This window comes from Rhizobium sp. UFLA01-1127, assembly GCF_059803845.1.
The window spans coordinates 1-20,924 of sequence record NZ_JAUQTZ010000048.1 but is presented as its reverse complement, the minus strand read 5'-3'; the positions used below and the strand labels follow the sequence as shown (position 1 = coordinate 20,924).

Sequence of the window (20,924 nt, the reverse complement as noted above, 5' to 3'; positions counted from 1 at the left end):
CGGCAACAATGGCTGATCTCGGCGAAAAGCCATGGCATCCGCCTGCGGACATGCGCCTCGGCGCCGCCTTCTTCGTCCGTGGCGATTTTCCCTGGCTCGGCCATTATTTCGGCCCGCAGAAACTTGCGTCGGCATTGTCGCCAGGTATCGGTGGCATCGTGTCCTGGGGCGGCCGTGCCCCTGCCAAGATGGCGATGAGGACTGCGCGGTTTCGCCGGTTGCGCCACTGGCATCTGGAAGATGGTTTCCTGCGGTCCATGGGGCTTGGCAAGTCCGGCGCCATTCCGCTGTCCATCGTCATCGACGATCTCGGCCTGCCTGTCGATGCCAGCGCGCCGTCGCGACTCGAGCGGTTGATTGAGGAGGCCGGGGCGGCGGCGGAGCTCGGCCGCGCTATCCGAGAGCAGATCGTTCGCAACAAGCTTTCGAAATACAATCATCTCCCTCATCGATCGCCAGCCATCGATCGGACGGCGAAGCGTCGCATTCTGCTTGTCGATCAGGTGGTCGGCGACGTTTCCGTTGGCAGGGCGCTCGGTTCGAAGGCCTCCTTCGAGAAGATGCTTGCCGATGGGCTGGCGAGCGATGCGCAATGCCTCATCCGCACCCATCCGGATGTCATGGCCGGGCTTCGTAAGGGTTATCTTACAAATGGTGCTTCAAGGGGCGATGCAATCCTTGTTGACGACGAGGTGTCGGTCGCGTCGATCCTTGAAGTCGCCGACGAGGTCTGGACGGTTTCGAGCCAGTTCGGTTTCGATGCGCTGCTTCGCGGCATTCCGGTTCGCTGCTATGCCGCGCCCTTCTATGCGGGCTGGGGTGTGACCGAGGATCATTTCGGTGCTTACACCAAGGCTGCGCTTGCCGGCCGCAGGACGAAGCGGCGAACCGTCGACGAGATTGCCGCCGCGGCTTTCTCGCTTTATCCGACCTATCGCGATCCCGCCGACTGGCGAGAGATCGACGTCTTCCGGGCGATCGAGCTGATCGTTGCGCAACAGAAGGCGGCCGCCTGAAACCTACAGCATTTCCAACGACTTTTTTCGCGATGGCGGCGGGAAGGCAGCGTCGAGCACGGCCCAATCCTCATCGGTTATGTCGATATCTATGGAGCCACGGTTTTCCTCGACACGCTGCGGGTTCGAGGATTTTGGGATGGCTATCACATTGTCGCGCTCCAGCAGAAAGGCGAGAGCGATCTGGGCCGGTGTCGCCTGATACGTCTTGGCGAGGCGGATCAGCTCTGGGTGATGGAGCAAACGGCCTTGCTCGACCGGGGAATAAGCCATGATCGGAATGCTGCGTTCCTGGCACCATGGAAGGAGGTCATATTCGATGCCGCGCCGGCCAAGATTGTAGAGCACCTGGTTGGCGGCGACATTACCGCCATTCGGCACGGAAAGCAGCTCGTCCATATCGGCGAGATCGAAATTCGATACGCCCCAGGCCTCGATCTTACCGGCCGCCTTCAGGCCTTCGAAAGCCTCCACCGTCTCTTCAAGCGGATAGCTGCCGCGCCAATGCAGCAGGTAGAGATCGATGCGATCGGTGTTCAGGCGCTTCAGGCTCCGCTCGCAGGCTTCGGCCGCGCCTTTGCTGCTTGCATTGGCAGGGTAGACCTTGCTGACCAGGAAGACTTCGTCGCGGCGGCCTTCGATCGCCTTGCCGACGATCTCCTCCGAACCGCCGTCTGCGTACATTTCCGCCGTATCGATCAGCGTCATGCCGAGGTCCAGTCCGGTTTTGAGGCTGGTGATCTCGTCTCTGGCCGTGGCGGCACTCTCCCCCATATTCCAAGTTCCCTGGCCGAGCGCCGGAACCGTGATGCCGGAGGGAAGGGTGACTGTCGGGATGGGCGCGCGCATGGTCTTTCCTCGCTGCAGAAAAACGAAGGATAGGGGCATTCAACCGTATTTCAATCGGCATCCGCATGTCACGGTGACAATCGCGCTATGGCGTTAATGTGGTCGGCCAATTAATGTCGCACGGACATGCGCCGTCGTATTCCACGCGCATTGAGAAGAATTTTGGATGCCGTCCATCATTGCATACGGTGTCCTGGGAGGCATCATGGCGCTGGATACATTTCTGGCTCTCTTACTTTTTGCATTCACGACCTCGATCACGCCTGGGCCGAACAACATGATGTTGTTTGCTTCCGGCGTGAATTTCGGTTTCCGGCGCACCATTCCGCACATGCTTGGCATCGGTGTCGGTTTCCTGTCGCTGCTGCTCGGCGTCGGCCTTGGCCTTGGCGCTGTGCTTCATACGGCGCCGCTGCTCTACACTGCGCTGAAATTTGCCGGCGGCGCCTATCTGGTTTGGATCGCCTGGAAGATCGGCACGTCACGCAGCCTGACGGAGAGCGAAGGCTCGGCGCAGCCGATGAGTTTCATGAGTGCCGCGGCGTTCCAATGGGTCAATCCCAAGGCTTGGGTCATGGCTGTCACCGCCATGGCGACCTACACCAACGAGCAACTCTACCTCTTCAGCGTTCTTCTCGTCGGTTTTGCATTTGCCATCGTGAACGTGCCGAGCGTGTCGACCTGGGCTGGCTTCGGTTCGGCGCTGCGCGATTGGCTCTCCGATCCCGTTCGGCTGAAATGGTTCAACATCACCATGGCTGTCCTGCTGGTGCTCAGTCTCTGGCCGATGCTAAAGTAACGCGCAAGAGACAGGAGACAGCCATGTCCCGCGGACATTCGCATGCCGACGACGATCATCACCACGACAACCATTATTCGGACATGCAGGCGCGGGTGAAGGCGCTCGAGACGCTGCTGACGGAAAAGGGTTTGATCGATCCGGCGGCGATCGACCGCATCGTCGAGACCTATGAGACGAAGGTTGGGCCGCGCAACGGCGCGCAGGTGGTGGCGAAAGCCTGGAGCGATTCCCATTTTGCCGACTGGCTGCGGCGCGATGCGACGGCGGCGATCGCAAGCCTCGGCTTTACCGGCCGTCAGGGCGAGCACATGCGCGCGGTTTTCAATACGCCGGAAATGCATAATCTGATCGTCTGCACGCTTTGCTCCTGCTATCCTTGGGCCGTGCTCGGGCTGCCGCCGGTTTGGTACAAGGCGCCGGCCTATCGCTCGCGTGCGGTGATCGACCCGCGCGGCGTGCTCGCCGAATTTGGTCTCACACTGCCGCAGGAGACGAGGATCCGCGTATGGGATTCGACGGCGGAGCTTCGCTATCTGGTGATCCCCGAGCGGCCGGCCGGTTCCGAGGGCATGGACGAAGCGGCGCTCGCGGACCTCGTCAGCCGCGACGCGATGATCGGAACCGCGCTTGCCAAGGCGCCGCCGGAGGCCACATTATGAACGGCCCGCATGATCTCGGCGGCCAGATGGGCTTCGGCCCGATAGCACCGGAACAGAACGAGCCCTATTTTCATGCCGAATGGGAAAAGCGCGCGCTCGGCATCACGCTCTCCTGTGGCGCCTTTGGCGCCTGGAACATCGATGAAAGCCGGCATGCGCGCGAAAACATTCCGCCGGCGAGCTATCTTGGCGCCAGCTACTACGAGATCTGGATCCGTGCCGTCGACATGCTTTTGGAGCGGCACGGTTTTGCAACAGCCGAGGAACTGCGTATCGGTCACTCGCTCGAGCAGGGTAGGGTGCCGAAGCGGGTTCTGAAGGCTGAAATAGTCGATGGCGTTTTGGCAAAAGGCGGCCCTTGCGATCGGCCGGTTAATTCAGCGCCGCTTTTCGCCGTGGGCGATCACGTGCGGACGAAGAATTTCAATCCGACGGGCCATACGAGATTACCGCGCTATGCCCGAGCCAAGACGGGTATCGTCGAAGCGGTGCAGGGCTCCTTCGTCTTCCCCGACGACAACGCCCATGGCCGCGGCGAAAATCCGCAATGGGTCTATACGGTCGCCTTCGACGGCGCCGAGATCTGGGGCGAGGGCGCCGATCCCTCGCTGACCGTCTCGATCGATGCCTGGGAGAGTTACCTTGAGCGCGTGTGAGATCGCCTCGCTTCTGACGCAATCGCCAGGATTGCCGAAATCAGCCGATGGCGAGCCGGTCTTTCCCGAGCCCTGGGCGGCGGACGCCTTTGCGATGACGGTTCATCTGCACGAGAAGGGCCTGTTTGCCTGGAGCGAATGGGCGGAACGGCTGTCGGCCGAATTGCACAAGCCGGGCCGCGCGGCTGACGGCAGTGACTATTTCGATTGCTGGGTGACGGCGCTGTCAGGTTTGCTTGTCGCGAAGGGTATCGCCGATACTGATTCGATTCTCGCTTTGCAGCAGAGCTGGCAACGTGCGGCGGAGGCGACGCCGCATGGCAAGCCGATCATGCTGGAGAACGATCCCTGGCGTTAAAGGAGGGCTCCTCTTGGGGCCATCCTCAAGACGAGAACTGCCTGTAGCACTCGTCCGCCACCTGCCGCAGCATGTCGCGTGAGATCTCGCCGGTCACGGCGTAGCCGAGGGTGCCGTCGATCCAGTAGAAGGTCTCGACGGCGTTGTCGCTGGCGAAACGGAAGCTGGTCGTGGTGTTGCCGCTGTTGCGTCCCATCAGCACGGTCAGGCGCTGGCCGGTGGCATTTTCATACATGAACAGCGCGCCCGGCGTGCCGTTCACCGGCAGCAGCCGGCCGCCGACGAGCTGGAAGCCCAATTTCTGCAGGCTCGGCACCTTGAGGCCGGCAATGTTCATGCGCTTGCCGAGCCAGGTGGCGAGATGCGCCTCCTGATCCGCGCCGACTTCGACTGGGTGGCGGACGTCGCTCGCATAGACGGCGAAGGCCGAGCGCGCCTGCTGCGGCAATGCCTCGATCGATGTCAGCTGCAACGCGGGCCGAGCGAAAAGATCAGGACCGAAGTGGCCGGCCGCGGCTCCAGCGAAGAATAATGCCACCGAGGCGGCGAACATCATCAGCCAACTGCTTCGATGAGGCATCACCGATTGTCCGATCGATACTTTTCCCTTTGGCAGGATGAGGTCTCCGTCGCCTTGCTTCGATACCGCATAGGGGGAGAACATCGCCCGGATGTCATCGTTCTGGGCCTGCCATGCCGCAACGGCGGCAGCGTCTTCGGGATTTTCGGTTAGCCATGTCTGCAATTCCGCCTGCTTTTCCTGCGGCAGCAGCCCATCGGCAAAGGCATGAAGGTCAGCTTCGGTCACGGTCGGGTTGTTTTCGTTCATCTTGGTCTCCGAAGCGTGACAACATTGTCCTCATTCAGCAGGCTGGTCATCTTCCGGCGTGCGCGCGACAGGCGCGACATCACGGTGCCGATCGGGATGTCGAGCATATCGGCGACATCCTGATAGCTGTAGCCTTCGACGACGACGAGCATCAGCACCGCGCGATAGTCCTCTCCGAGGCTGTTCAGAGCCGTTTCAAGGCGTGACTTCTGTAATGGATCGTTGTCGGTTTCGGTTGCGGATAAATGGCTGTTGTCATCGATATCGACGAAGCTGCGATTGCCCTGCTGGCGCAGTCCGTTGCGATAGAGATTGGTCATGATGGTGAGGACCCAGCCGCGCAGGTTCGGCCCGTGCCATTGGCTGCGCCGGGTCAGAACCTTCTCGACGCAATCCTGAAGCAGGTCTTCGCCATCGGCATCCGAACGGGTAAGGCTGCGGGAATAGCGCCGCAGCGAGGGGAGGAGCGCCAGCACCTCGGCCTCGAAGCTGTCCGGCGCGGAGGAAGATCCTGCCGCGCCGTTTCCGGTCCGGTCAGGGCCGCGCGGCATTCCATACGCCGTTGAAGCCGTCGCCGGCAACATCACCGGGCTTTGCATCCTTGACGAAGAAGTAGAGCGGCATGCCGTCCTTTGCCCATTGTTTCATCCCGTCCTTGCGGGTAATGATCGAGTATGCACCTTCCGCCTTGGCTTTGCTATCGGCCATGAGCGGCGGCCAGGCTTTCTGGCAATCGCCGTTGCAATTGGATACGCCGGCCTTGTCGTTCTTGAAGGTGTAGAGCGTCTTGCCGTTTTCACCGGCAAGTACCTTGCCTTTGGCGCTTTCGACCGTCTTGACGGGTGCCGCGGCGAAAGCGGCTGTGGCAAAGGCAGATGCCGCAGCGAGCGCGGCCAGGAAACTCAGGGTCTTCATGATGTCTCTCCTCGGGTGGTGGACGGTAGTTGCCCAGGCCTCGCTTTGCGCGCTGCCGGACATGAGACACCGGTGCCTCCGATTTTATTCCCAGCGCGCCGGGTATTTTTTTACTGCTTGCTTCCTGCCGCCGAATCCTGCCAATTCGGCCCATGCAATTCGCGCCGCAACAAGATGAAGCGCTCCAGGCCGTTGCCAAGTGGCTGAAGGAGGGTCGCTCGCCGCTGTTCCGTCTGTTCGGCTATGCCGGCACGGGCAAGACGACGCTTGCGCGGCATTTTGCCGAGCATGTGGACGGCGAGGTGCTGTTTGCGGCCTTCACAGGCAAGGCGGCGCAGGTGCTGCGCTCGCGCGGCGCTTCGAATGCCAAGACGATCCATTCGCTGATCTACCGGCCGCGCGGCGAAGAGGCCGTCGAGGACGAAGAGACGGGCAAGACATCGATCGCACCGATGTTTACGATCAACCGCCAGAGCCCGGTCGCCAAGGCGGCGTTGATCATCGTCGACGAATGCTCGATGGTGGATGAAGCGCTCGGTAAGGATCTGATGAGCTTCGGAACGCCCATTCTGGTGCTCGGCGACCCCGGCCAGCTTCCGCCCGTTTCCGGCGGCGGGTTCTTCACGAATGAGGAGCCGGATTACCTGCTGACGGATATTCATCGTCAGGCCCGCGACAATCCGATCATCCAGCTCGCCATGCAGGTGCGCGAAGGCAAGGAGATCATGCATGGCGACTATGGTGCCGCGCAGGTGATTTCGAAGAACGAGGTCACGCAGCCGCTGGTGATGGAGGCCGATCAGGTGCTCGTCGGCACGAACAGGACGCGCCGGCGCTACAATCAGCGTCTGCGCGAGCTGAAAGGGTTTACGGCCGACTATCCGCAATCCGGCGACAAGCTGGTCTGCCTGCGCAACGATCCCGCCAAGGGACTGCTCAACGGCTCGCTCTGGCAGGTCATGACCTCTTCCCGGGAAACGACGAAGCCGGGCATCAATCTGCTGGTGCGCCCGGAAGACGACGACATGGACCGCGGTGCTGCCAAGATCAAGCTGTTGAAGCAGGCTTTCGAGGATGTCGAGGGCGAAATCCCGTGGTCGACGCGCAAACGGTACGACGAATTCGACTACGGCTATGCGCTGACCGTCCATAAGGCGCAGGGTTCGCAGTGGAACAACGTCGTGCTGTTCGACGAGAGCTGGGCTTTTCGCGATACCCGCGAGCGCTGGCTCTATACGGCCATTACCCGCGCTGCCGAGACGTTGACCATCGTTCGTTAGGGGCCGTTGCCCAGGTATCGATATCCGCAAAAAGGACTTGCCGCCGATGCGTCACCAAGCGGTGGTGCGTGACTGATGCGCGCATCAAAGTTTTGCATGGGTTGATGTCGGAATCCTGTTGGTTTTGCAGGGCATAATGGCATAAAACGGCTGCTGTCATCCGCTTTGAAAATCAGGGATTTCGATCATGCCCGCCAAGCTTTCCGTGAACCTCAACGCCATCGCGATGCTGCGCAATCGGCGTGATCTTCCCTGGCCGAGCGTCACGGGTTTGGGACGCATCGCGCTCGCCGCCGGTGCCAGCGGTCTGACCGTTCATCCGCGCCCCGATCAGCGCCACGTCCGCTTTTCCGATCTGCCCGATATCCGTGCGCTGATCGATGACGAGTTTCCGGAAGCGGAGTTCAATATCGAGGGCTATCCGAGCGACGAATTCTTCGATCTTTGTGCGTCTGCCGAGCCCGAGCAGGTGACGCTCGTGCCTGATGATCCCACGCAGGCAACATCGGATCACGGCTGGGATTTCCGTAGGAATCGCGAGCTGCTGGTCGACGTCGTCGCCAAATATAAAAAGATCGGCTGCCGCGTCTCGCTGTTTGCCGATGGTGACGGCGATGCAGACGCCGTGAAGATCGCCAGGGACGTGGGTGCCGACCGCATCGAGCTTTACACCGGCCCCTATGGCGGCTGCTACGATGATCCGCAGAAGGCTGCCGTCATTCTCGAAGCGCTTGGCAAAACCGCAGACGCCGCCTTCGCCAACGGCCTTGATGTCAACGCCGGTCACGACCTGACAGTCGCCAATCTTCCAGCGCTGCTGAAGCGCATTCCGAAGCTCGCGGAGACCTCGATCGGGCACGGGCTGACAGCCGATGCGCTGGAATATGGCATGGCCGAGACGGTGCGCCGTTTCCGCCGGGCTTGTGGCCAGACAGTTTGAGGGAGTAGCCTTTAACGCTGGTCAGGCGCGTTGGTTTTTTGCCGCGCTGTCTTTGCCTGGTCCCTCATCCTAACCTTCTCCCCCGCATCGCGGGGAGAAGGAACGACAGAGAGTTCTTGGGCTAAGCGCGAAAACTCCCTCGCCCCGCTTGCGGGGAGAGGGTTGGGGTCAGGGGCCATGCTTGAAGTCTCGGTGAAAAGAGACTCGCCTGACCTTCACTAAAACTTAGCCGAGCAATGCGGCCTTGTGCTCCTCGATGAAGCTGCGCAGCGTCTGCGGCTCCTTGCCCGTAAGCTTGTGGAAATCGTTGGTCAGGATATCGAATTTGCCCGCGCGGGTGTTGGCGTCGGCGGAAACGAGCATGTCGACCACGAATGGCGGCAAGCCGGCACCGGCGAGACCTGCGGCGAACTGTTCGTCATTGACCTGCACCACTTCAAGCGGACGGCCGGTGATTTTGCTGACGACGCTCGCCACGTCCTCGACGGTGACGGCGGTTGAGCCCGTCAGTGTGTAGGTGGCGCTGTCAGTTGCGTCAGACGCCAGGGCTGCGGCGATGGCGAGCGCGCAATCTTCGCGGCTGATGTTGCTGACGCGGCCGCCGCCCGTCGCGGTATACCACTTGCCGGTTTCGAGGCTGTGCGGCAGGCCCATCAGGTAGTTGTCGAAATACCAGGCGTCGCGCAGGATCGTATAGCCGACGCCGCTTGCCTTGATGGCATTTTCCGTGCCGAGGTGGTCGGGTGCGAAACTGACGAGAGAATTTTCGGGCGCGGGCATCGACGTGTAGAGGATATGCTTCACCCCAGCCTTCTTCGCGGCTTCGACGGCGGCGGTGTGCTGCTTCAGGCGCTGGCCGGGGACGGCGAGCGCGTCGGTGCTGATAATCAGCAGACGGTCGACGCCGGCGAAGGCAGTGGCCAGGGAGGTGGCATCATCGAAATCGGCCTTGCGGGTGATAACGCCCTTGGCGACGAGGTCGGCCAGCTTCTCCGGGCTGCGCGTAGCGGCAATGATGCGGCCGGGCGCGATCTTGTATGTCTCCAGCAGGTGATGAATGACGCGCTTGCCAAGCTGACCGGCGGCGCCGGTGACGAGAAGAGTGCTGCTCATGTGTTTTCCCTTGTTGGACCGCCGCAAATTCGCAGAGGCCTTGATGCTCTCAAAAAGAGACTAGCACTAGAATAGGAATTGACTTCGCGATGTAAAGAAGGCAGTTTTTCGGCTCCAAGTTACCAAAAGGGAACCGGTATGGCAGCCAGCGCCGTCGTCAATCTGCGTGACAGCATAGACCCGCCGTTACGCGACGTCGATCTCAGCAATCTCGATTTCAGCAACTGTCCGGTGCGTGATCTGATCTCGCAGATCGGCGGAAAGTGGTCGGTGCTGATACTCGAAACACTGGCAAAACGGCCATATCGTTTCGGCGAGCTGCGCCGTCTGGTGCCCGATATTTCCCAGCGCATGCTGACGCAGACGCTGCGTGAACTTCAGCGTGATGGCTATATCGGTCGCGAGGTCTTCCCGACAAAGCCGCCGAGTGTCGAATACCGCATGACGGATCTCGGCTATTCGCTCTACCAGCCGTTGGCACAGCTTCTTAATTGGGCCGAGGCCAATCACGAGGCCGTGCGTGCCGCTCGTGTCCGTTTCGATCAATCGCCGGACTGAGCCTTTACAGTGAAATCTTTGAAGATCGCCATCGTCGGCGCCGGACCTGCCGGTCTTGCCGCCTCTCTCTTTCTCACTCGCGCCGGCCACACGACCGATATCATCGAAAGATTTGATAGCCCGGCCCCGGTCGGCTCGGCGCTGATGCTGCAGCCCACCGGATTGACCGTACTCGAATCGTTGGGCCTCGGTCCGGCCATTCATGCCGCCGGCAATCGCATCGACCGGCTGTTCGGTACGGAAACCACCCGCGGCCGCATTGTCCTCGACGTGCGCTACAACGCGTTGCCGGGCGGGCGCTATGGGCTTGGCGTTCATCGCGCCGCGCTGTTCGACACTCTTTACGATGAAGTCTCCGTACGGCGACACCCGATCCATACCGGACAGCGCGTCATCGGTGTGACGGAAGAGCGTGATGGAAGCCATCTTTCCGTCGACGGCGGCGAGCGCCTCGGGCCTTACGATCTCATCATCGATGCCAGTGGTGCACGTTCGGAGCTGGTGACGGCCTCATCTGTTGCGCCGCGCGCACGCAACCTCGTCTACGGCGCCTTCTGGGCGACGCTGGATTGCCCGGACGGATTGGTGCATCAGGCGGCGCTGACGCAGCGTTATGACAAGGCGAGCGTGATGATCGGCGTCTTGCCGGTTGGCAGGAGACGGCCGCACATGCCGAAGCAGGCGGCCCTGTTCTGGAGCTTGAAGGTGGCGGATGCCGATGAGGTGCGCAGATGCGGGCTTGAACGCTGGAAGCAGACGATCCGCGGTTATTGGCCGGAATGTGAGCCCTTGCTGGAGCAGATCATAGACTGGGATCAGTTGACGCTGGCGCGTTATGCCCATCGTACCGTGATGACGCCCTATAGCGGACGGACTGTCTTCGTCGGCGATGCGGCGCATTCCACCAGCCCGCAGCTGGGGCAGGGCGCCAACATGGCTCTGCTCGATGTGGCGGCGCTCGCGCATGCGCTTGCGGAGCATGAAACCATCGAAGCCGCTCTTTCAGCCTATGCCAAGGCGCGGCGGATGCATGTGCGGCTGTTCCAGCTGCTCTCGTCCGCCTTCACGCCCTTCTACCAATCTGATTCAGCGGCGCTCGCCTGGATCAGGGACCGGCTGGTCGCCACCATCGCCAAGGTGCCTCCCGCGCCGCAGATTCTGGCGGGCATTGTGTCCGGCACGCTGATCGACCCGTTTCACGGTGCCGGCCTGCAGGAATGCGACTGGCTGCGGCTGGCTATGCCGCAGCCCTCCTGATCAGTTCTTGCATCCCTTTGTTTCTATGCAATTCCGGACGGGAAACCGCTACGCACTTTTCCTGGAATTGCTCTCGGTCAGGAAGGCAAGCAGTGCGATGACCGGGAAAGCGACGCCGATCCAGGAGGCCATGCTCCAGCCGCCGGTCGCATAGGCCCAGCCGCCGAGTGCGGAGCCGAGGGCGCCGCCGGCGAAGAAGGTCGCCATGTAGAGGCCGTTAAGACGGCTGCGATGCTCGGCGCTGAGCGCGAAGATGGCACGCTGGCCGAGCACGAGATTGGTCTGGACGCCGAAGTCGAGCATGATGCCGGAGAGTGTCAGCGTGATCAGTGCCAGCAATGAACCGCTGCCGGAAAAATGGCCGATCAGGAAGGCAACGATCGCAATCGTCAGGGCGAAGGCGGTGGCAAGCTTGGTCCAGCCACGATCGGCAACGCGTCCGGCAATCGGCGAGGCGACGGCGCCTGCGGCTCCGGCAAGCGCGAAAAGCGCGATGCCGTTTTGCGTGAGGCCGAAGACTGGGCTCGCCAGCAAAAGCGGGGTCGTCGTCCAAAAGAGGCTGAAGGCGCCGAACATGCAGGCCTGGTACAGCGCGCGTCGCTGCAGAACCGGTGTGCGGAGCGCGAGATGGCCCATGGAGGACAGCAGCTGCCCGTAGTGAAGCTTGGTGTGCGGAACGCGGGCCGGCAGAACGAGGCGCAGGATGACGATCAGCCCGATCATGATGCCGGCCGAGATGATATAGACCGAGTGCCAGGACGAAAGCTCGGACAGGAAGCTGGCGGCCGGACGGGCGAGCATGATGCCGACGAGCAGGCCGCTCATGACGTTGCCGACGACGGCGCCTCGGCTGGCGTCCGGCGCCATATGGGCGGCGAAGGGGACAAGAACCTGCACGGCGACGGATGCAAGGCCGATGCAGAGCGAGGCGAGCAGGAACAGCGTCGGCGACCATGCGAAGGCAGCGCCGATAAGCGCGACGGCGGAAAGCGCAATCAGCGTCAGGACCAGTTTCCGGTTTTCGAGAAGGTCGCCGAGTGGCACGATCAGCAGCAGGCCGAGGCCGTAACCGATCTGTGTCAGAGTGACGATAAGGCCGGTCGCTGCCGGGCTGAAGCCGAGCGACTGACTGATAGGGCCGGCGAGAGGCTGACCATAATAGAGATTGGCGGCCACCAGCCCGCAGGCGGCGGCGAACATGAATGTGAGAAGCGGCGAAATGGTTTTTTCCGGGAGCGGGGTGCTCTCCGGTTTGACAGCGGCAATTGCGGGCATGTCTTGTCCTCAATACAGGCAGGGGGAAGCGTTCCCCTGGATTTCAATGGGAATCAGGTCAGCAGTTTCATCGCCGTCTCTGCGACGGCGAGCATCTGTTCGGTCTTGCGGCCGGTCTTGCCGATCACGCGCATGCCCTTCGTCAGGGCCAGCAAGGCGCAGGCGGTACTTTCCGGATCGACATTTTTCGACACGGAGCCATCCTCTTGACCGAGACGGATCAGATCGAGGATGCGCCTTTCGTCGAAATCGAAGGCGACGCCGACACGACCGGCAACCTCTTCGTCGAAAAGGGCAAGCTCCGTCGCGCTTCCGACCACGAGACAACCGCGGCGGCCGATCTCACCGCACGAGGCCTCCGCGAAGAACATCACCAAGGCACGAAGTTTTTCATAGCCACTCGGAGCTTCCGCAAGCGTCTCATCGATGAGCTGTTGGCGGACTTGGCGATATCGGCTGAAAGCAGCAAGGAATACGCCGCGCTTGTCGCCGAACGCCTTGTAGACGCTGCCTGCGGTCAGACCCATGGCTTCCGTCAATTCGCTGATCGAGGCCGCATAGTAGCCGCGCTCGGAAAAGACGCGCAGCGCTTCGTCCAGCGCGGAATCCATGTCGAATTCGCGTGGACGTCCACGAAGCTTCGGTGCGGTGTCGAGAGTATCTGTCGTCATGTCACTCTTTTAGGAAATGATCGTTTCCAAATCAAGTGAATTTTTGCGTCGCGTATTTTGTGAGGCAGCGATGCCCCGACTTCATGACACGCGGAGCCTGCTCAACAAATTCGGTTCACCCTGCGGCAAGGCTCCCAAGAACACCTACAAATCAAGTTCCCAGGTCTGGCCGTTCAATTCCGGGCCGAACATGCGATGCCTTTCCTCCGCCACAAGCCTGAAGCCCGCCTTGATGTAGATGGCGCGTGCGGTGTCGAGAATGTCATTGGTCCAGAGCGAGAGTGTTCTGTAGCCAGCGTCGCGGGAGAAGCGGACGCATTCGTCGACCAGCAGCTTGCCGAGGCCGAGGCCGCGCGCGGTCTTGTCGACATAGAGCAGCCTGAGCTTGGCGATGCCGTCGCCGCCATCGGCAATCATGGCGGAGCCGACTTTCAGGCCGCCCCTTTCGGCGATCCAGCAGCGGTCCTTTTGCGGATTGAAATTGGACAGGAATTTTCCGGCGACTTCGGCCACCAGTCCCTCGAAGCGGTCGTCCCAGCCGAATTCCTCAGTGTAAAAGCGTGCCTGACTTTGTACGATCCAGCCGATGTCTCCAGCCCGATGGTTGCGGATGATGGCTGGTACCCCACTGGTTTCATCGGCGCCGAGCGTGTCCTGAATCGTTCGCATGGCCGCGACGACGCGTTCGGGTTCGCCGATCGCAAGCTTTTCGAAGTGGCCGGAGATCTGAGCGCGCGAGCGGCGGACGAACTCCTCGAATTGCGCCTGTCCCTTGTCGGTGACTTTTATGACCTGGCTGCGCGCATCGTTCGGGTCCGGTGTCGTCTCGACCAATCCATCCTCGCGAAAGCGCTTGACGATGCGGCTGAGATAAGCGGGATCGAGATGAAGATCGCGCGTCAGCGCCGAGGCGGCGACGCCGCCGCGGAAGCCGACTTCGAACAGCACGCGCACATCCGTCAGCGTGTAGGGACTGTCGAGATAGGCCTTGTTCAGGACGCCGAGAAAATTCGTATAGAAGCGATTGAAGTCACGGACGGCATCGATGGTTGCGAATCCGGCAGCAGGGGGCATGACATCGTCTCCTCAAATATAAAAGACGGTGTCTATCATTTATTGGACTCAGTCAAGTAAATTGATTGAGATCAGGCTGCGCAGTTTCTGCGAGGTTTTTCATCGGCAAGGGCAAAGTCTACGGCGGCTTCGGCGTGGATCGTCGTCGTATCGAAGCCGGGCAGGATCAGCGCATTCGGGTCGAGGATGAGGCAGATCTCGGTGCAGCCGAGGATGACGCTGTCGGCACCTTCGGCCCTGGCGCGCTCGATGATGCCGTTCAGCTTCCGGCGCGACTCGTCCTTGATGATGCCGGCGCAGAGTTCGTTGAAGATGATATCGTGCGTCACGGTGCGATCCTCGGGGCCGGGAACCATGACGGAGACGCCGTTCTCAGCCATGCGCTCGGCATAGAAGCCGTGTTCCATCGTATAGCGCGTCGCGAGCAGCAATGGCTTTACACGGCCTGCGGCCTTCAGCGCTGCCGCGGTTTCGTCGATGATGTGAATGAGCGGCACAGAAATGCGCGAGGCGACCTCGGGAGCGATCAGATGCATGGTGTTGGTGCAGATGAGCACGCATTCGGCGCCGGCTGCCTGCAGGCGTTCCGCAGCATCGGCGAGACGATCGGCGGCATCGTCCCAGCGTCCGGCCTTCTGAAGTGCGACGATCTCTTCGAAATTGACGGAGTACATAATCAGCTCGGCTGAGGAGAGGCCGCCGAGCCGCTCCCGGACCATTTCATTGATCAGACGATAATAAACCGCCGAGCTTTCGAAACTCATGCCGCCGATGAGACCTATGGTGCGCATAATGCTGTTCTCCGCTTCCTGTTTGTAAGTAAGGCGATAGTGCTGCGATTCACGCGCCTTGTGTTTGCAAACTTTGTGGGATCGTCGCACCCATCCGCAACAATTTGCGCAAAACTTCAAATTCGTGCAAAACAACAGCGTGATAATGAAGGGCTACCGCACATGCTTGATGACCGCGACCGAAAGATTCTCGAAATTTTGCAGACCAATGCGGGCATATCGGTGACCGAACTTGCCGATCGCGTCGCGTTATCGGTCTCGGCCTGCTCGCGCCGCATCCAGCGCCTTGAGGAAAGCGGCCATATCGCCCGGCGCATCGTCGTGCTCGACCGCGAAAAGATGGGAGTGCCGACCACCGTCTATGCCTTGATCAAAACGGCGCATCACGCCGACGAATGGATCGAATCCTTCCGCAAGGTCATCGGCGACATTCCAGAGATCGTGGAGGCGCATCGGCTTACCGGGAATTATGACTATATCCTCAAGATCGTGTTGCCGCGTGTCGAACATTACGATGTCATCTACAAGCAGCTCGTGCGCCGGGTTGAACTATTCGACGTCTCCGCATCCATTTCGATGGAGGAGCTGAAGAGCGGCGCGTCGGTTCCGGTCGGTTATGCACAATAGGCGCTTCGCTGTCTCCTGGGCATGCAGAGGTGCCATGCATAAAAGATAGTTGCCGCTTACCCGTCTCAACCCTACGTTTTCCGTGAAGTCCAGCCATGAGGTGTTGCCATGCAGGATCATCACGTTGTCGTTGTCGGGGGCGGTTTCGGCGGGGTGCAGCTCGTCAACGATCTGAAAGGCGCCCCCGTCCGCGTTACGATGATCGACAAGCGCAATCATCACCTCTTTCAGCCCCTTCTCTATCAGGTCGCGACCACCTTGCTCTCGACTTCCGAGATTGCATGGCCGATCCGCAGCTTCTTCAGGGACAGGCCGGAGGTAACGACGTTGCTTGCGGAAGTCGTCGGTGTCGATGGCGAGGCGCGCGAGGTCCTTCTGAAAGATGGGCAGAAGATCGGCTACGATACGCTGGTGCTGGCAACTGGTGCCACCCATGCCTATTTCGGCCACGATGAATGGGAGCCGGTGGCGCCGGGATTGAAGACCCTTGAAGACGCCACGACCATCCGCCGCCGCATCCTGCTGGCTTTCGAGCGGGCGGAGATGGAAACGGACCCGGCCGTCCGCGAGGCGCTCCTGACCTTCGTCATCGTCGGAGCAGGGCCGACGGGCGTGGAGCTTGTCGGCATCATCTCCGAACTGGCGAGGACGACCTTGCCGAAGGAGTTCCGCAATATCGATACGCGCAAGGCGAAGATCATTCTCGTGGAGGCCGGTCCGCGGGTTTTGGCTGCTTTCGCGGAAGATCTCTCGGACTATGCACGCAAGGAGCTGGAGAAGCTCGGCGTCAAGCTGCGCTTCGGCGAACCCGTCACGTCCTGCACGGCGGAAGGGGTGACGATCGGCGATGCTTTCGTGCCATGCCGCACCATCGTCTGGGCGGCGGGCGTCGAGGCATCGCCAGCGGCGAAATGGCTTGACATTCCTGCAGACCGCGCCGGCCGTACTATCGTCGATAAGAATTTGAGGGCGCCAGGCACGGGAGACGTCTTCGTGATCGGCGATACGGCGTCGGTCCTGCGTGAAGACGGCAGCCCGGTGCCGGGGATCGCTCCGGCCGCCAAACAGCAAGGTGCTTATGTCGCCAAGGCGATCAAGGCGAAGCTTGCAGGCAGGCCGGTACCCGGACCGTTCCATTATCGCCATCAGGGCAGCCTTGCGACGATCGGTAAAAGTGCCGCGATCATCGATTTCGGTTGGATCAAGCTTAAAGGCTGGATTGCCTGGTGGGTCTGGGGGCTCGCCCACATCTACTTTCTGATCGGCGTGCGCTGGCGCATCGCGGTCGCCTGGAGCTGGCTGTGGATCTATCTCAGCCGGCAGCACAGCGCCCGGCTGATCACGCAAAGGGAAAGTATGCGCGAGGAATAGGGAAGGGCGGCGTCCGATACGGACGCCGCCCTTTTGGGGCTTATGCCAGCGAGGCGATATCGATGACGAAGCGGTAGCGGACGTCGCTCTTCAGCACGCGCTCGTAGGCTTCGTTGATTTCCTGGATGTTGATCTTCTCGATCTCGGCGACGATGTTGTGCTCGCCGCAGAAGTCGAGCATTTCCTGGGTTTCCTTGATCGAGCCGATCATGGAGCCGGAAAGGCTGCGCCGGCCGGGGATCAGCGAGAAGGCATGAACCGGAACCGCATGTTCGGGAACGCCGACCAGCACCATGCTGCCGTCATACTTCAGCAGGTTGAGATAGGCGTTCCAGTCGATCGCCGTGCCGACCGTATTGATGATCAGGTCGAAAGTGCCGGCGAGCTTGGTGAAGGTCTCGGCATCGCTGGTGGCATAGTAGTCCTTGGCCCCAAGCTTGAAGCCGTCTTCCTTCTTCGACAGCGTCTGGCTGAGAACCGTGACATCGGCGCCCATGGCATGGGCCAGCTTGACGCCCATATGGCCGAGGCCGCCCATGCCGACGATCGCGACCTTCTTGCCGGGGCCAGCCTTCCAGTGGCGCAGCGGAGAATAGAGCGTGATGCCGGCGCAAAGCAGCGGCGCACCAGCGTCGAGCGGAATATTGTCGGGGAAGGAGAGGACATAGCCTTCCTTGACGACGATCGAGTCGGAATAGCCGCCGAAGGTCGGTGTCTTGCCGTCGGCTTCGACGTCGTTATAGGTCTGGACCAGGCCCGGCATGTAGTGCTCGTAGTCCAGGTCGCGCGTGGCGCAGGTCGTGCAGGAATCGACGAAGCAGCCGACGCCGACGCGGTCGCCGACCTTGAATTTCGTGACCTTGGAGCCGACGGCGGTCACGATGCCGGCGACTTCATGGCCGGGAACCATCGGGTACTTCGAGAAGCCCCATTCGTTGCGGGCCTGGTGGATATCGGAATGGCATACACCGCAATATTTGACGGAGATGGCGACATCGTCGTCATTCGGGTCGCGGCGCTCGAAAGTGAACGGCGTGAGCGGCTTGGACGCGTCGGTAGCGGCATAACCCTTTGCGATAGGCATGGGAGATTTCCTTATCTTTTCGGAGGGGTTGGGAGTAGAATTTGGATGGCCCACCATGCATCAGGGCCGGGCCGCAGCGTTAGAGCGATCCTGCAAGCTTTATGTACGATCCTGCGAATCTAAATGCGTGGCAGGTCTTTCGCGATCGAACGGTGTTACCTAGATAGGCATCGATATCTGCTCGAAAACATTTGGTTGCGCATGACACTGCCTTTCAATCCCAATCAGGAACTCGCATCGATCGTTGCACGTTTCGCTCCGAGCGACGGCGAGCACCGCACGCCGATAGACAATCTTAATCTCTATCGGCAGTCGGCTGCGACCGTGTGGCAGCATGGGGCTTATCGGCCCTGTTTTGCAATTGTGGTTCAGGGGCGCAAGAACCTGACAATCGGTGCCGAGACCTACAATTACGGTGTCGGCGAGTATATTTTAACCGCGCTCGACCTTCCGGTATCGACGCAGGTCACCAATGTCGGCAGCGATACGCCTTATCTTTGTTTCGGCATGGCACTCGACAGCGAACGGTTGAAGGAGCTCCTGTCGCGCGTCAGCATTCCACGTCAGGCACTAACCGCCGAGCCTGTGCGTGGAATTGCGGTCAATGCGGCCTCACCGGAACTGCTGGATGCCTCGCTGCGGCTGCTCCGATTGCTCGATCGGCCGGAAGATATTCCAGCTATGGCGCCTTTGATCGAGCAGGAAATCCTCTACCGCCTGCTGACTGGTCCTAATGGTCCTCGGCTCCTGCAGATCGCCATGGCGGAAAGCCAGAGCAACCGTGTGGCGCGTGCCGTCGCCTGGCTCCGCAGCAACTATACGCAGCCGCTGCGCATCGAAGAGCTCGCCGAGCGCGTCGGCATGAGCGTTTCCTCGCTGCATCACCATTTCAAGACTGTTACGGCCCTCTCGCCGATGCAGTATCAAAAGCAGCTTCGGCTGCATGAGGCACGGCGGCTGATGATCGTCGAACAGCTTGACGTGGGGTCGGCAGGCCATCGCGTCGGCTATCAAAGTCCCTCGCAATTCAGTAGGGAATACAGCCGCCTCTACGGCCTGCCGCCGCTGAAGGATGTGGAGGCGATGCGCAACAACGCGGTCGCCGCCGAGTAGATGATGTTGTTTCCCACCAATCATTTGTGTCGAGCTTTCTCGATCAACTGACCGGCGCGTGGCAGCTGCCATCGTTTCGCAGCGTGACAAGCTCTCTCTTTTAACGCACCGCAGCAACGAATTCCGCTTGACGGCCACTTTGTGGTCCTGCATAAAGCGCCACGAACCGTACCGTACGGTACGCATTTGGGAGTAGCCACCGTGCTGAGCGAAGCAGGACAGACGAGCGAGTTTTCGCCGCGCCAGAACGCGGTTCTGGAACAGGCGCTGCGTCTGCTCGTCGATGGCGGCGAAAAGGCGCTGACGACCTCGGGCGTCGCGCGCGCCGCCAATTGCTCCAAGGAAAGTCTTTATAAATGGTTCGGCGATCGTGACGGCCTGCTCTCGGCGATGATCACGTATCAGGCGAGCAAGGTTCGCACCTTCGAGCGCAATGGCGAGCGGCTCAACGCGGCAAGCCTGCATGACCACCTCGTCATTTTCGCGCGCGACCTGCTGGAGGTTCTGGCGGGCGATGTATCGCTCGCTTTGAACCGCCTGGCGATCGGCCAGTCGAACCGCGACGGCTCCAAGCTCGGCAAGCTCCTGCTGGAGCGCGGCCGCAGGCAGATCGACCGCCGCGCCAGCGGTCTGATCGATGCCGGCAAGCGGGCAGGACTGCTGCGCTTCACCGATGCCGACGAGGCATATCACACGCTTTACGGGCTCATCGTCTCCGATCTGCATGTCCGCATGCTGCTCGGCGAGCCCGGTTTGAAAGATACGAGCCGTCAGGCGGAAAAGGCGGTCAGCGCCTTCCTCCGGCTTTACGGCACGGAAAAGGTATTGGCGGAAGCGGCAGCGACCGTCTGACAATTCGAAATCTGCACCCAGACAAGCAAAGGGAAGGACAAACAATGCGCGTCTATTACGATCGTGATGCCGATCTCAACCTCATCAAGTCGAAGAAGGTCGCCGTCATCGGCTACGGCTCCCAGGGCCGCGCTCACGCGCTGAACCTGAAGGACAGCGGCGCACAGAACCTCGTGATCGCGCTCAAGGCCGGTTCGCCCACGATCAAGAAGGCCGAAGCCGACGGCTTTAAGGTCATGACCGTTGCCGAAGCTGCCGCCTGGGCCGACCTGATGATGATGGCGACCCCGGACGAACTCCAGGCCGACATCTACAAGGCCGACATCGCTCCTAACATCCGTGACGGCGCTGCGATTGCCTTCGCACACGGTCTCAACGTTCACTTCGGCCTCATCGAGCCGAAGGCTTCGGTCGACGTCGTCATGATCGCTCCGAAGGGTCCGGGCCATACGGTTCGCGGCGAATACCAGAAGGGCGGTGGCGTTCCCTGCCTCGTTGCCGTTCATCAGAACGCTTCCAGCAATGCGCTTGAACTCGCTCTCTCCTACGCTTGCGGCGTCGGCGGCGGCCGTTCGGGCATCATCGAAACCAACTTCCGCGAAGAGTGCGAAACCGACCTCTTCGGCGAACAGGTCGTTCTCTGCGGCGGTCTCGTCGAACTCATCCGCGCCGGCTTCGAAACGCTGGTCGAAGCTGGCTACGCCCCGGAAATGGCCTATTTCGAGTGCCTGCACGAAGTGAAGCTGATCGTCGATCTGATCTACGAAGGCGGCATCGCCAACATGAACTACTCGATCTCGAACACGGCCGAGTGGGGCGAATACGTCACCGGTC

At 60.9% G+C, this 20,924-nt stretch carries 24 protein-coding genes; 14 read left to right on the top strand and 10 right to left on the bottom strand.

Annotated features, from left to right (window positions below):
• Positions 1-8: 8 nt before the first annotated feature.
• Complete coding sequence (locus Q4Q11_RS14385) at positions 9-1,016, top strand: capsular polysaccharide export protein, LipB/KpsS family (protein ID WP_498569918.1); 1,008 nt, start codon at positions 9-11, stop codon at positions 1,014-1,016.
• Positions 1,017-1,019: 3 nt separating this feature from the next.
• Here Q4Q11_RS14385 and Q4Q11_RS14380 read toward each other — a convergent pair whose 3' ends face one another.
• On the bottom strand, positions 1,020-1,865 hold the full coding sequence (locus tag Q4Q11_RS14380) for an aldo/keto reductase (protein WP_498569917.1): 846 nt from the start codon (positions 1,863-1,865) through the stop codon (positions 1,020-1,022).
• A gap of 205 nt (positions 1,866-2,070) precedes the next feature.
• On the opposite strand from Q4Q11_RS14380, the gene Q4Q11_RS14375 reads away from it, so the two are divergent.
• From Q4Q11_RS14375 to Q4Q11_RS14360, 4 genes are read left to right on the top strand one after another with little or no spacing between them, the layout of a single operon-like run.
• Complete coding sequence (locus tag Q4Q11_RS14375; protein ID WP_113216326.1) at positions 2,071-2,664, top strand: LysE family translocator; 594 nt, start codon at positions 2,071-2,073, stop codon at positions 2,662-2,664.
• A 23-nt stretch (positions 2,665-2,687) separates the two neighbouring features.
• A complete protein-coding gene (gene nthA / locus Q4Q11_RS14370; RefSeq protein ID WP_498569916.1) occupies positions 2,688-3,326 on the top strand; it encodes a nitrile hydratase subunit alpha in 639 nt (212 codons plus the stop codon).
• Positions 3,323-3,982, top strand: coding sequence for a nitrile hydratase subunit beta (nthB, locus tag Q4Q11_RS14365; protein WP_112510147.1), 660 nt, complete (start codon positions 3,323-3,325; stop codon positions 3,980-3,982). Before nthA ends, nthB begins: the two co-directional genes overlap by 4 nt.
• Positions 3,969-4,340, top strand: coding sequence for a nitrile hydratase accessory protein (locus tag Q4Q11_RS14360; RefSeq protein ID WP_498569915.1), 372 nt, complete (start codon positions 3,969-3,971; stop codon positions 4,338-4,340). Before nthB ends, Q4Q11_RS14360 begins: the two co-directional genes overlap by 14 nt.
• Positions 4,341-4,365: 25 nt before the next feature.
• Here the strand turns inward: Q4Q11_RS14360 and Q4Q11_RS14355 are convergent, their stop codons facing one another.
• From Q4Q11_RS14355 to Q4Q11_RS14345, 3 genes are read right to left on the bottom strand one after another with little or no spacing between them, the layout of a single operon-like run.
• Entirely contained in the window at positions 4,366-5,169 is an 804-nt protein-coding gene (locus tag Q4Q11_RS14355) for an anti-sigma factor family protein (protein WP_112510142.1), read from the bottom strand.
• Positions 5,166-5,720: an RNA polymerase sigma factor gene (locus Q4Q11_RS14350; RefSeq protein WP_113337021.1), complete on the bottom strand. Its 555-nt coding sequence runs from the start codon at positions 5,718-5,720 to the stop codon at positions 5,166-5,168. Before Q4Q11_RS14350 ends, Q4Q11_RS14355 begins: the two co-directional genes overlap by 4 nt.
• Positions 5,704-6,084 (bottom strand): COG4315 family predicted lipoprotein, encoded by a 381-nt coding sequence (locus Q4Q11_RS14345; protein ID WP_112510136.1) that lies wholly within the window; start codon positions 6,082-6,084, stop codon positions 5,704-5,706. The genes Q4Q11_RS14350 and Q4Q11_RS14345 overlap by 17 nt, the downstream gene beginning before the upstream one ends.
• 152 nt (positions 6,085-6,236) lie before the next feature.
• On the opposite strand from Q4Q11_RS14345, the gene Q4Q11_RS14340 reads away from it, so the two are divergent.
• The gene (locus Q4Q11_RS14340) at positions 6,237-7,364 is read left to right on the top strand and encodes an ATP-dependent DNA helicase (RefSeq protein WP_113216248.1); all 1,128 of its coding nucleotides are present in this window, start codon (positions 6,237-6,239) and stop codon (positions 7,362-7,364) included.
• Between the two features lie 187 nt (positions 7,365-7,551).
• On the top strand, positions 7,552-8,304 hold the full coding sequence (locus Q4Q11_RS14335; protein WP_112510131.1) for a pyridoxine 5'-phosphate synthase: 753 nt from the start codon (positions 7,552-7,554) through the stop codon (positions 8,302-8,304).
• Between the two features lie 225 nt (positions 8,305-8,529).
• On the opposite strand, the gene Q4Q11_RS14330 is transcribed toward Q4Q11_RS14335, so the two are convergent.
• Positions 8,530-9,417 carry an SDR family oxidoreductase gene (locus tag Q4Q11_RS14330; protein WP_113337018.1) on the bottom strand — a complete coding sequence of 296 codons (888 nt, stop codon included), beginning with the start codon at positions 9,415-9,417 and terminating at the stop codon, positions 8,530-8,532.
• Between the two features lie 138 nt (positions 9,418-9,555).
• Between Q4Q11_RS14330 and Q4Q11_RS14325 the strand changes: the two genes are divergently transcribed.
• Both Q4Q11_RS14325 and Q4Q11_RS14320 read left to right on the top strand, forming a co-directional pair.
• Positions 9,556-9,975, top strand: a complete 420-nt coding sequence (locus Q4Q11_RS14325; protein ID WP_112510125.1) for a winged helix-turn-helix transcriptional regulator — start codon at positions 9,556-9,558, stop codon at positions 9,973-9,975.
• 9 nt (positions 9,976-9,984) lie between these two features.
• Positions 9,985-11,232 carry an FAD-dependent oxidoreductase gene (locus Q4Q11_RS14320; protein WP_498569914.1) on the top strand — a complete coding sequence of 416 codons (1,248 nt, stop codon included), beginning with the start codon at positions 9,985-9,987 and terminating at the stop codon, positions 11,230-11,232.
• A 48-nt stretch (positions 11,233-11,280) separates the two neighbouring features.
• On the opposite strand, the gene Q4Q11_RS14315 is transcribed toward Q4Q11_RS14320, so the two are convergent.
• The 4 genes from Q4Q11_RS14315 to Q4Q11_RS14300 all read right to left on the bottom strand — a co-directional run bounded on the left by Q4Q11_RS14315 (position 11,281) and on the right by Q4Q11_RS14300 (position 15,043).
• On the bottom strand, positions 11,281-12,507 hold the full coding sequence (locus Q4Q11_RS14315; protein ID WP_498569913.1) for an MFS transporter: 1,227 nt from the start codon (positions 12,505-12,507) through the stop codon (positions 11,281-11,283).
• A gap of 53 nt (positions 12,508-12,560) precedes the next feature.
• A complete protein-coding gene (locus Q4Q11_RS14310) occupies positions 12,561-13,178 on the bottom strand; it encodes a TetR/AcrR family transcriptional regulator (protein WP_113216243.1) in 618 nt (205 codons plus the stop codon).
• A 144-nt stretch (positions 13,179-13,322) separates the two neighbouring features.
• A complete protein-coding gene (locus tag Q4Q11_RS14305) occupies positions 13,323-14,252 on the bottom strand; it encodes a bifunctional helix-turn-helix transcriptional regulator/GNAT family N-acetyltransferase (protein WP_498569912.1) in 930 nt (309 codons plus the stop codon).
• 71 nt (positions 14,253-14,323) lie between these two features.
• Entirely contained in the window at positions 14,324-15,043 is a 720-nt protein-coding gene (locus tag Q4Q11_RS14300; RefSeq protein WP_498569911.1) for an aspartate/glutamate racemase family protein, read from the bottom strand.
• Positions 15,044-15,205: 162 nt separating this feature from the next.
• Here Q4Q11_RS14300 and Q4Q11_RS14295 point away from each other — a divergent pair, with 162 nt between their 5' ends.
• Both Q4Q11_RS14295 and Q4Q11_RS14290 read left to right on the top strand, forming a co-directional pair.
• A complete protein-coding gene (locus tag Q4Q11_RS14295; RefSeq protein WP_498569910.1) occupies positions 15,206-15,670 on the top strand; it encodes an Lrp/AsnC family transcriptional regulator in 465 nt (154 codons plus the stop codon).
• A gap of 108 nt (positions 15,671-15,778) precedes the next feature.
• Positions 15,779-17,041, top strand: a complete 1,263-nt coding sequence (locus Q4Q11_RS14290) for an NAD(P)/FAD-dependent oxidoreductase (protein WP_498569909.1) — start codon at positions 15,779-15,781, stop codon at positions 17,039-17,041.
• A 40-nt stretch (positions 17,042-17,081) separates the two neighbouring features.
• On the opposite strand, the gene Q4Q11_RS14285 is transcribed toward Q4Q11_RS14290, so the two are convergent.
• A complete protein-coding gene (locus Q4Q11_RS14285) occupies positions 17,082-18,125 on the bottom strand; it encodes an NAD(P)-dependent alcohol dehydrogenase (RefSeq protein ID WP_113216239.1) in 1,044 nt (347 codons plus the stop codon).
• A gap of 201 nt (positions 18,126-18,326) precedes the next feature.
• Here Q4Q11_RS14285 and Q4Q11_RS14280 point away from each other — a divergent pair, with 201 nt between their 5' ends.
• The 3 genes from Q4Q11_RS14280 to ilvC form a co-directional block, all read left to right on the top strand.
• Positions 18,327-19,238: an AraC family transcriptional regulator gene (locus Q4Q11_RS14280; RefSeq protein ID WP_112510096.1), complete on the top strand. Its 912-nt coding sequence runs from the start codon at positions 18,327-18,329 to the stop codon at positions 19,236-19,238.
• A gap of 201 nt (positions 19,239-19,439) precedes the next feature.
• Entirely contained in the window at positions 19,440-20,090 is a 651-nt protein-coding gene (locus Q4Q11_RS14275) for a TetR/AcrR family transcriptional regulator C-terminal domain-containing protein (RefSeq protein WP_112510093.1), read from the top strand.
• 44 nt (positions 20,091-20,134) lie between these two features.
• On the top strand, positions 20,135-20,924 hold a 790-nt coding region (gene ilvC, locus Q4Q11_RS14270; RefSeq protein WP_498569908.1), incomplete at its 3' end, for a ketol-acid reductoisomerase.

Coding starts and splice junctions, on each gene's coding strand:
- Q4Q11_RS14385 (WP_498569918.1), top strand. CDS start 9: ATGGCTGATCTCGGCGAAAAGCCATGGCATCCGCCTGCGGACATGCGC.
- Q4Q11_RS14380 (WP_498569917.1), bottom strand. CDS start 1,865: ATGCGCGCGCCCATCCCGACAGTCACCCTTCCCTCCGGCATCACGGTT.
- Q4Q11_RS14375 (WP_113216326.1), top strand. CDS start 2,071: ATGGCGCTGGATACATTTCTGGCTCTCTTACTTTTTGCATTCACGACC.
- nthA (WP_498569916.1), top strand. CDS start 2,688: ATGTCCCGCGGACATTCGCATGCCGACGACGATCATCACCACGACAAC.
- nthB (WP_112510147.1), top strand. CDS start 3,323: ATGAACGGCCCGCATGATCTCGGCGGCCAGATGGGCTTCGGCCCGATA.
- Q4Q11_RS14355 (WP_112510142.1), bottom strand. CDS start 5,169: ATGAACGAAAACAACCCGACCGTGACCGAAGCTGACCTTCATGCCTTT.
- Q4Q11_RS14350 (WP_113337021.1), bottom strand. CDS start 5,720: ATGCCGCGCGGCCCTGACCGGACCGGAAACGGCGCGGCAGGATCTTCC.
- Q4Q11_RS14345 (WP_112510136.1), bottom strand. CDS start 6,084: ATGAAGACCCTGAGTTTCCTGGCCGCGCTCGCTGCGGCATCTGCCTTT.
- Q4Q11_RS14340 (WP_113216248.1), top strand. CDS start 6,237: ATGCAATTCGCGCCGCAACAAGATGAAGCGCTCCAGGCCGTTGCCAAG.
- Q4Q11_RS14335 (WP_112510131.1), top strand. CDS start 7,552: ATGCCCGCCAAGCTTTCCGTGAACCTCAACGCCATCGCGATGCTGCGC.
- Q4Q11_RS14330 (WP_113337018.1), bottom strand. CDS start 9,417: ATGAGCAGCACTCTTCTCGTCACCGGCGCCGCCGGTCAGCTTGGCAAG.
- Q4Q11_RS14325 (WP_112510125.1), top strand. CDS start 9,556: ATGGCAGCCAGCGCCGTCGTCAATCTGCGTGACAGCATAGACCCGCCG.
- Q4Q11_RS14315 (WP_498569913.1), bottom strand. CDS start 12,507: ATGCCCGCAATTGCCGCTGTCAAACCGGAGAGCACCCCGCTCCCGGAA.
- Q4Q11_RS14310 (WP_113216243.1), bottom strand. CDS start 13,178: ATGACGACAGATACTCTCGACACCGCACCGAAGCTTCGTGGACGTCCA.
- Q4Q11_RS14305 (WP_498569912.1), bottom strand. CDS start 14,252: ATGCCCCCTGCTGCCGGATTCGCAACCATCGATGCCGTCCGTGACTTC.
- Q4Q11_RS14300 (WP_498569911.1), bottom strand. CDS start 15,043: ATGCGCACCATAGGTCTCATCGGCGGCATGAGTTTCGAAAGCTCGGCG.
- Q4Q11_RS14295 (WP_498569910.1), top strand. CDS start 15,206: ATGCTTGATGACCGCGACCGAAAGATTCTCGAAATTTTGCAGACCAAT.
- Q4Q11_RS14290 (WP_498569909.1), top strand. CDS start 15,779: ATGCAGGATCATCACGTTGTCGTTGTCGGGGGCGGTTTCGGCGGGGTG.
- Q4Q11_RS14285 (WP_113216239.1), bottom strand. CDS start 18,125: ATGCCTATCGCAAAGGGTTATGCCGCTACCGACGCGTCCAAGCCGCTC.
- Q4Q11_RS14280 (WP_112510096.1), top strand. CDS start 18,327: ATGACACTGCCTTTCAATCCCAATCAGGAACTCGCATCGATCGTTGCA.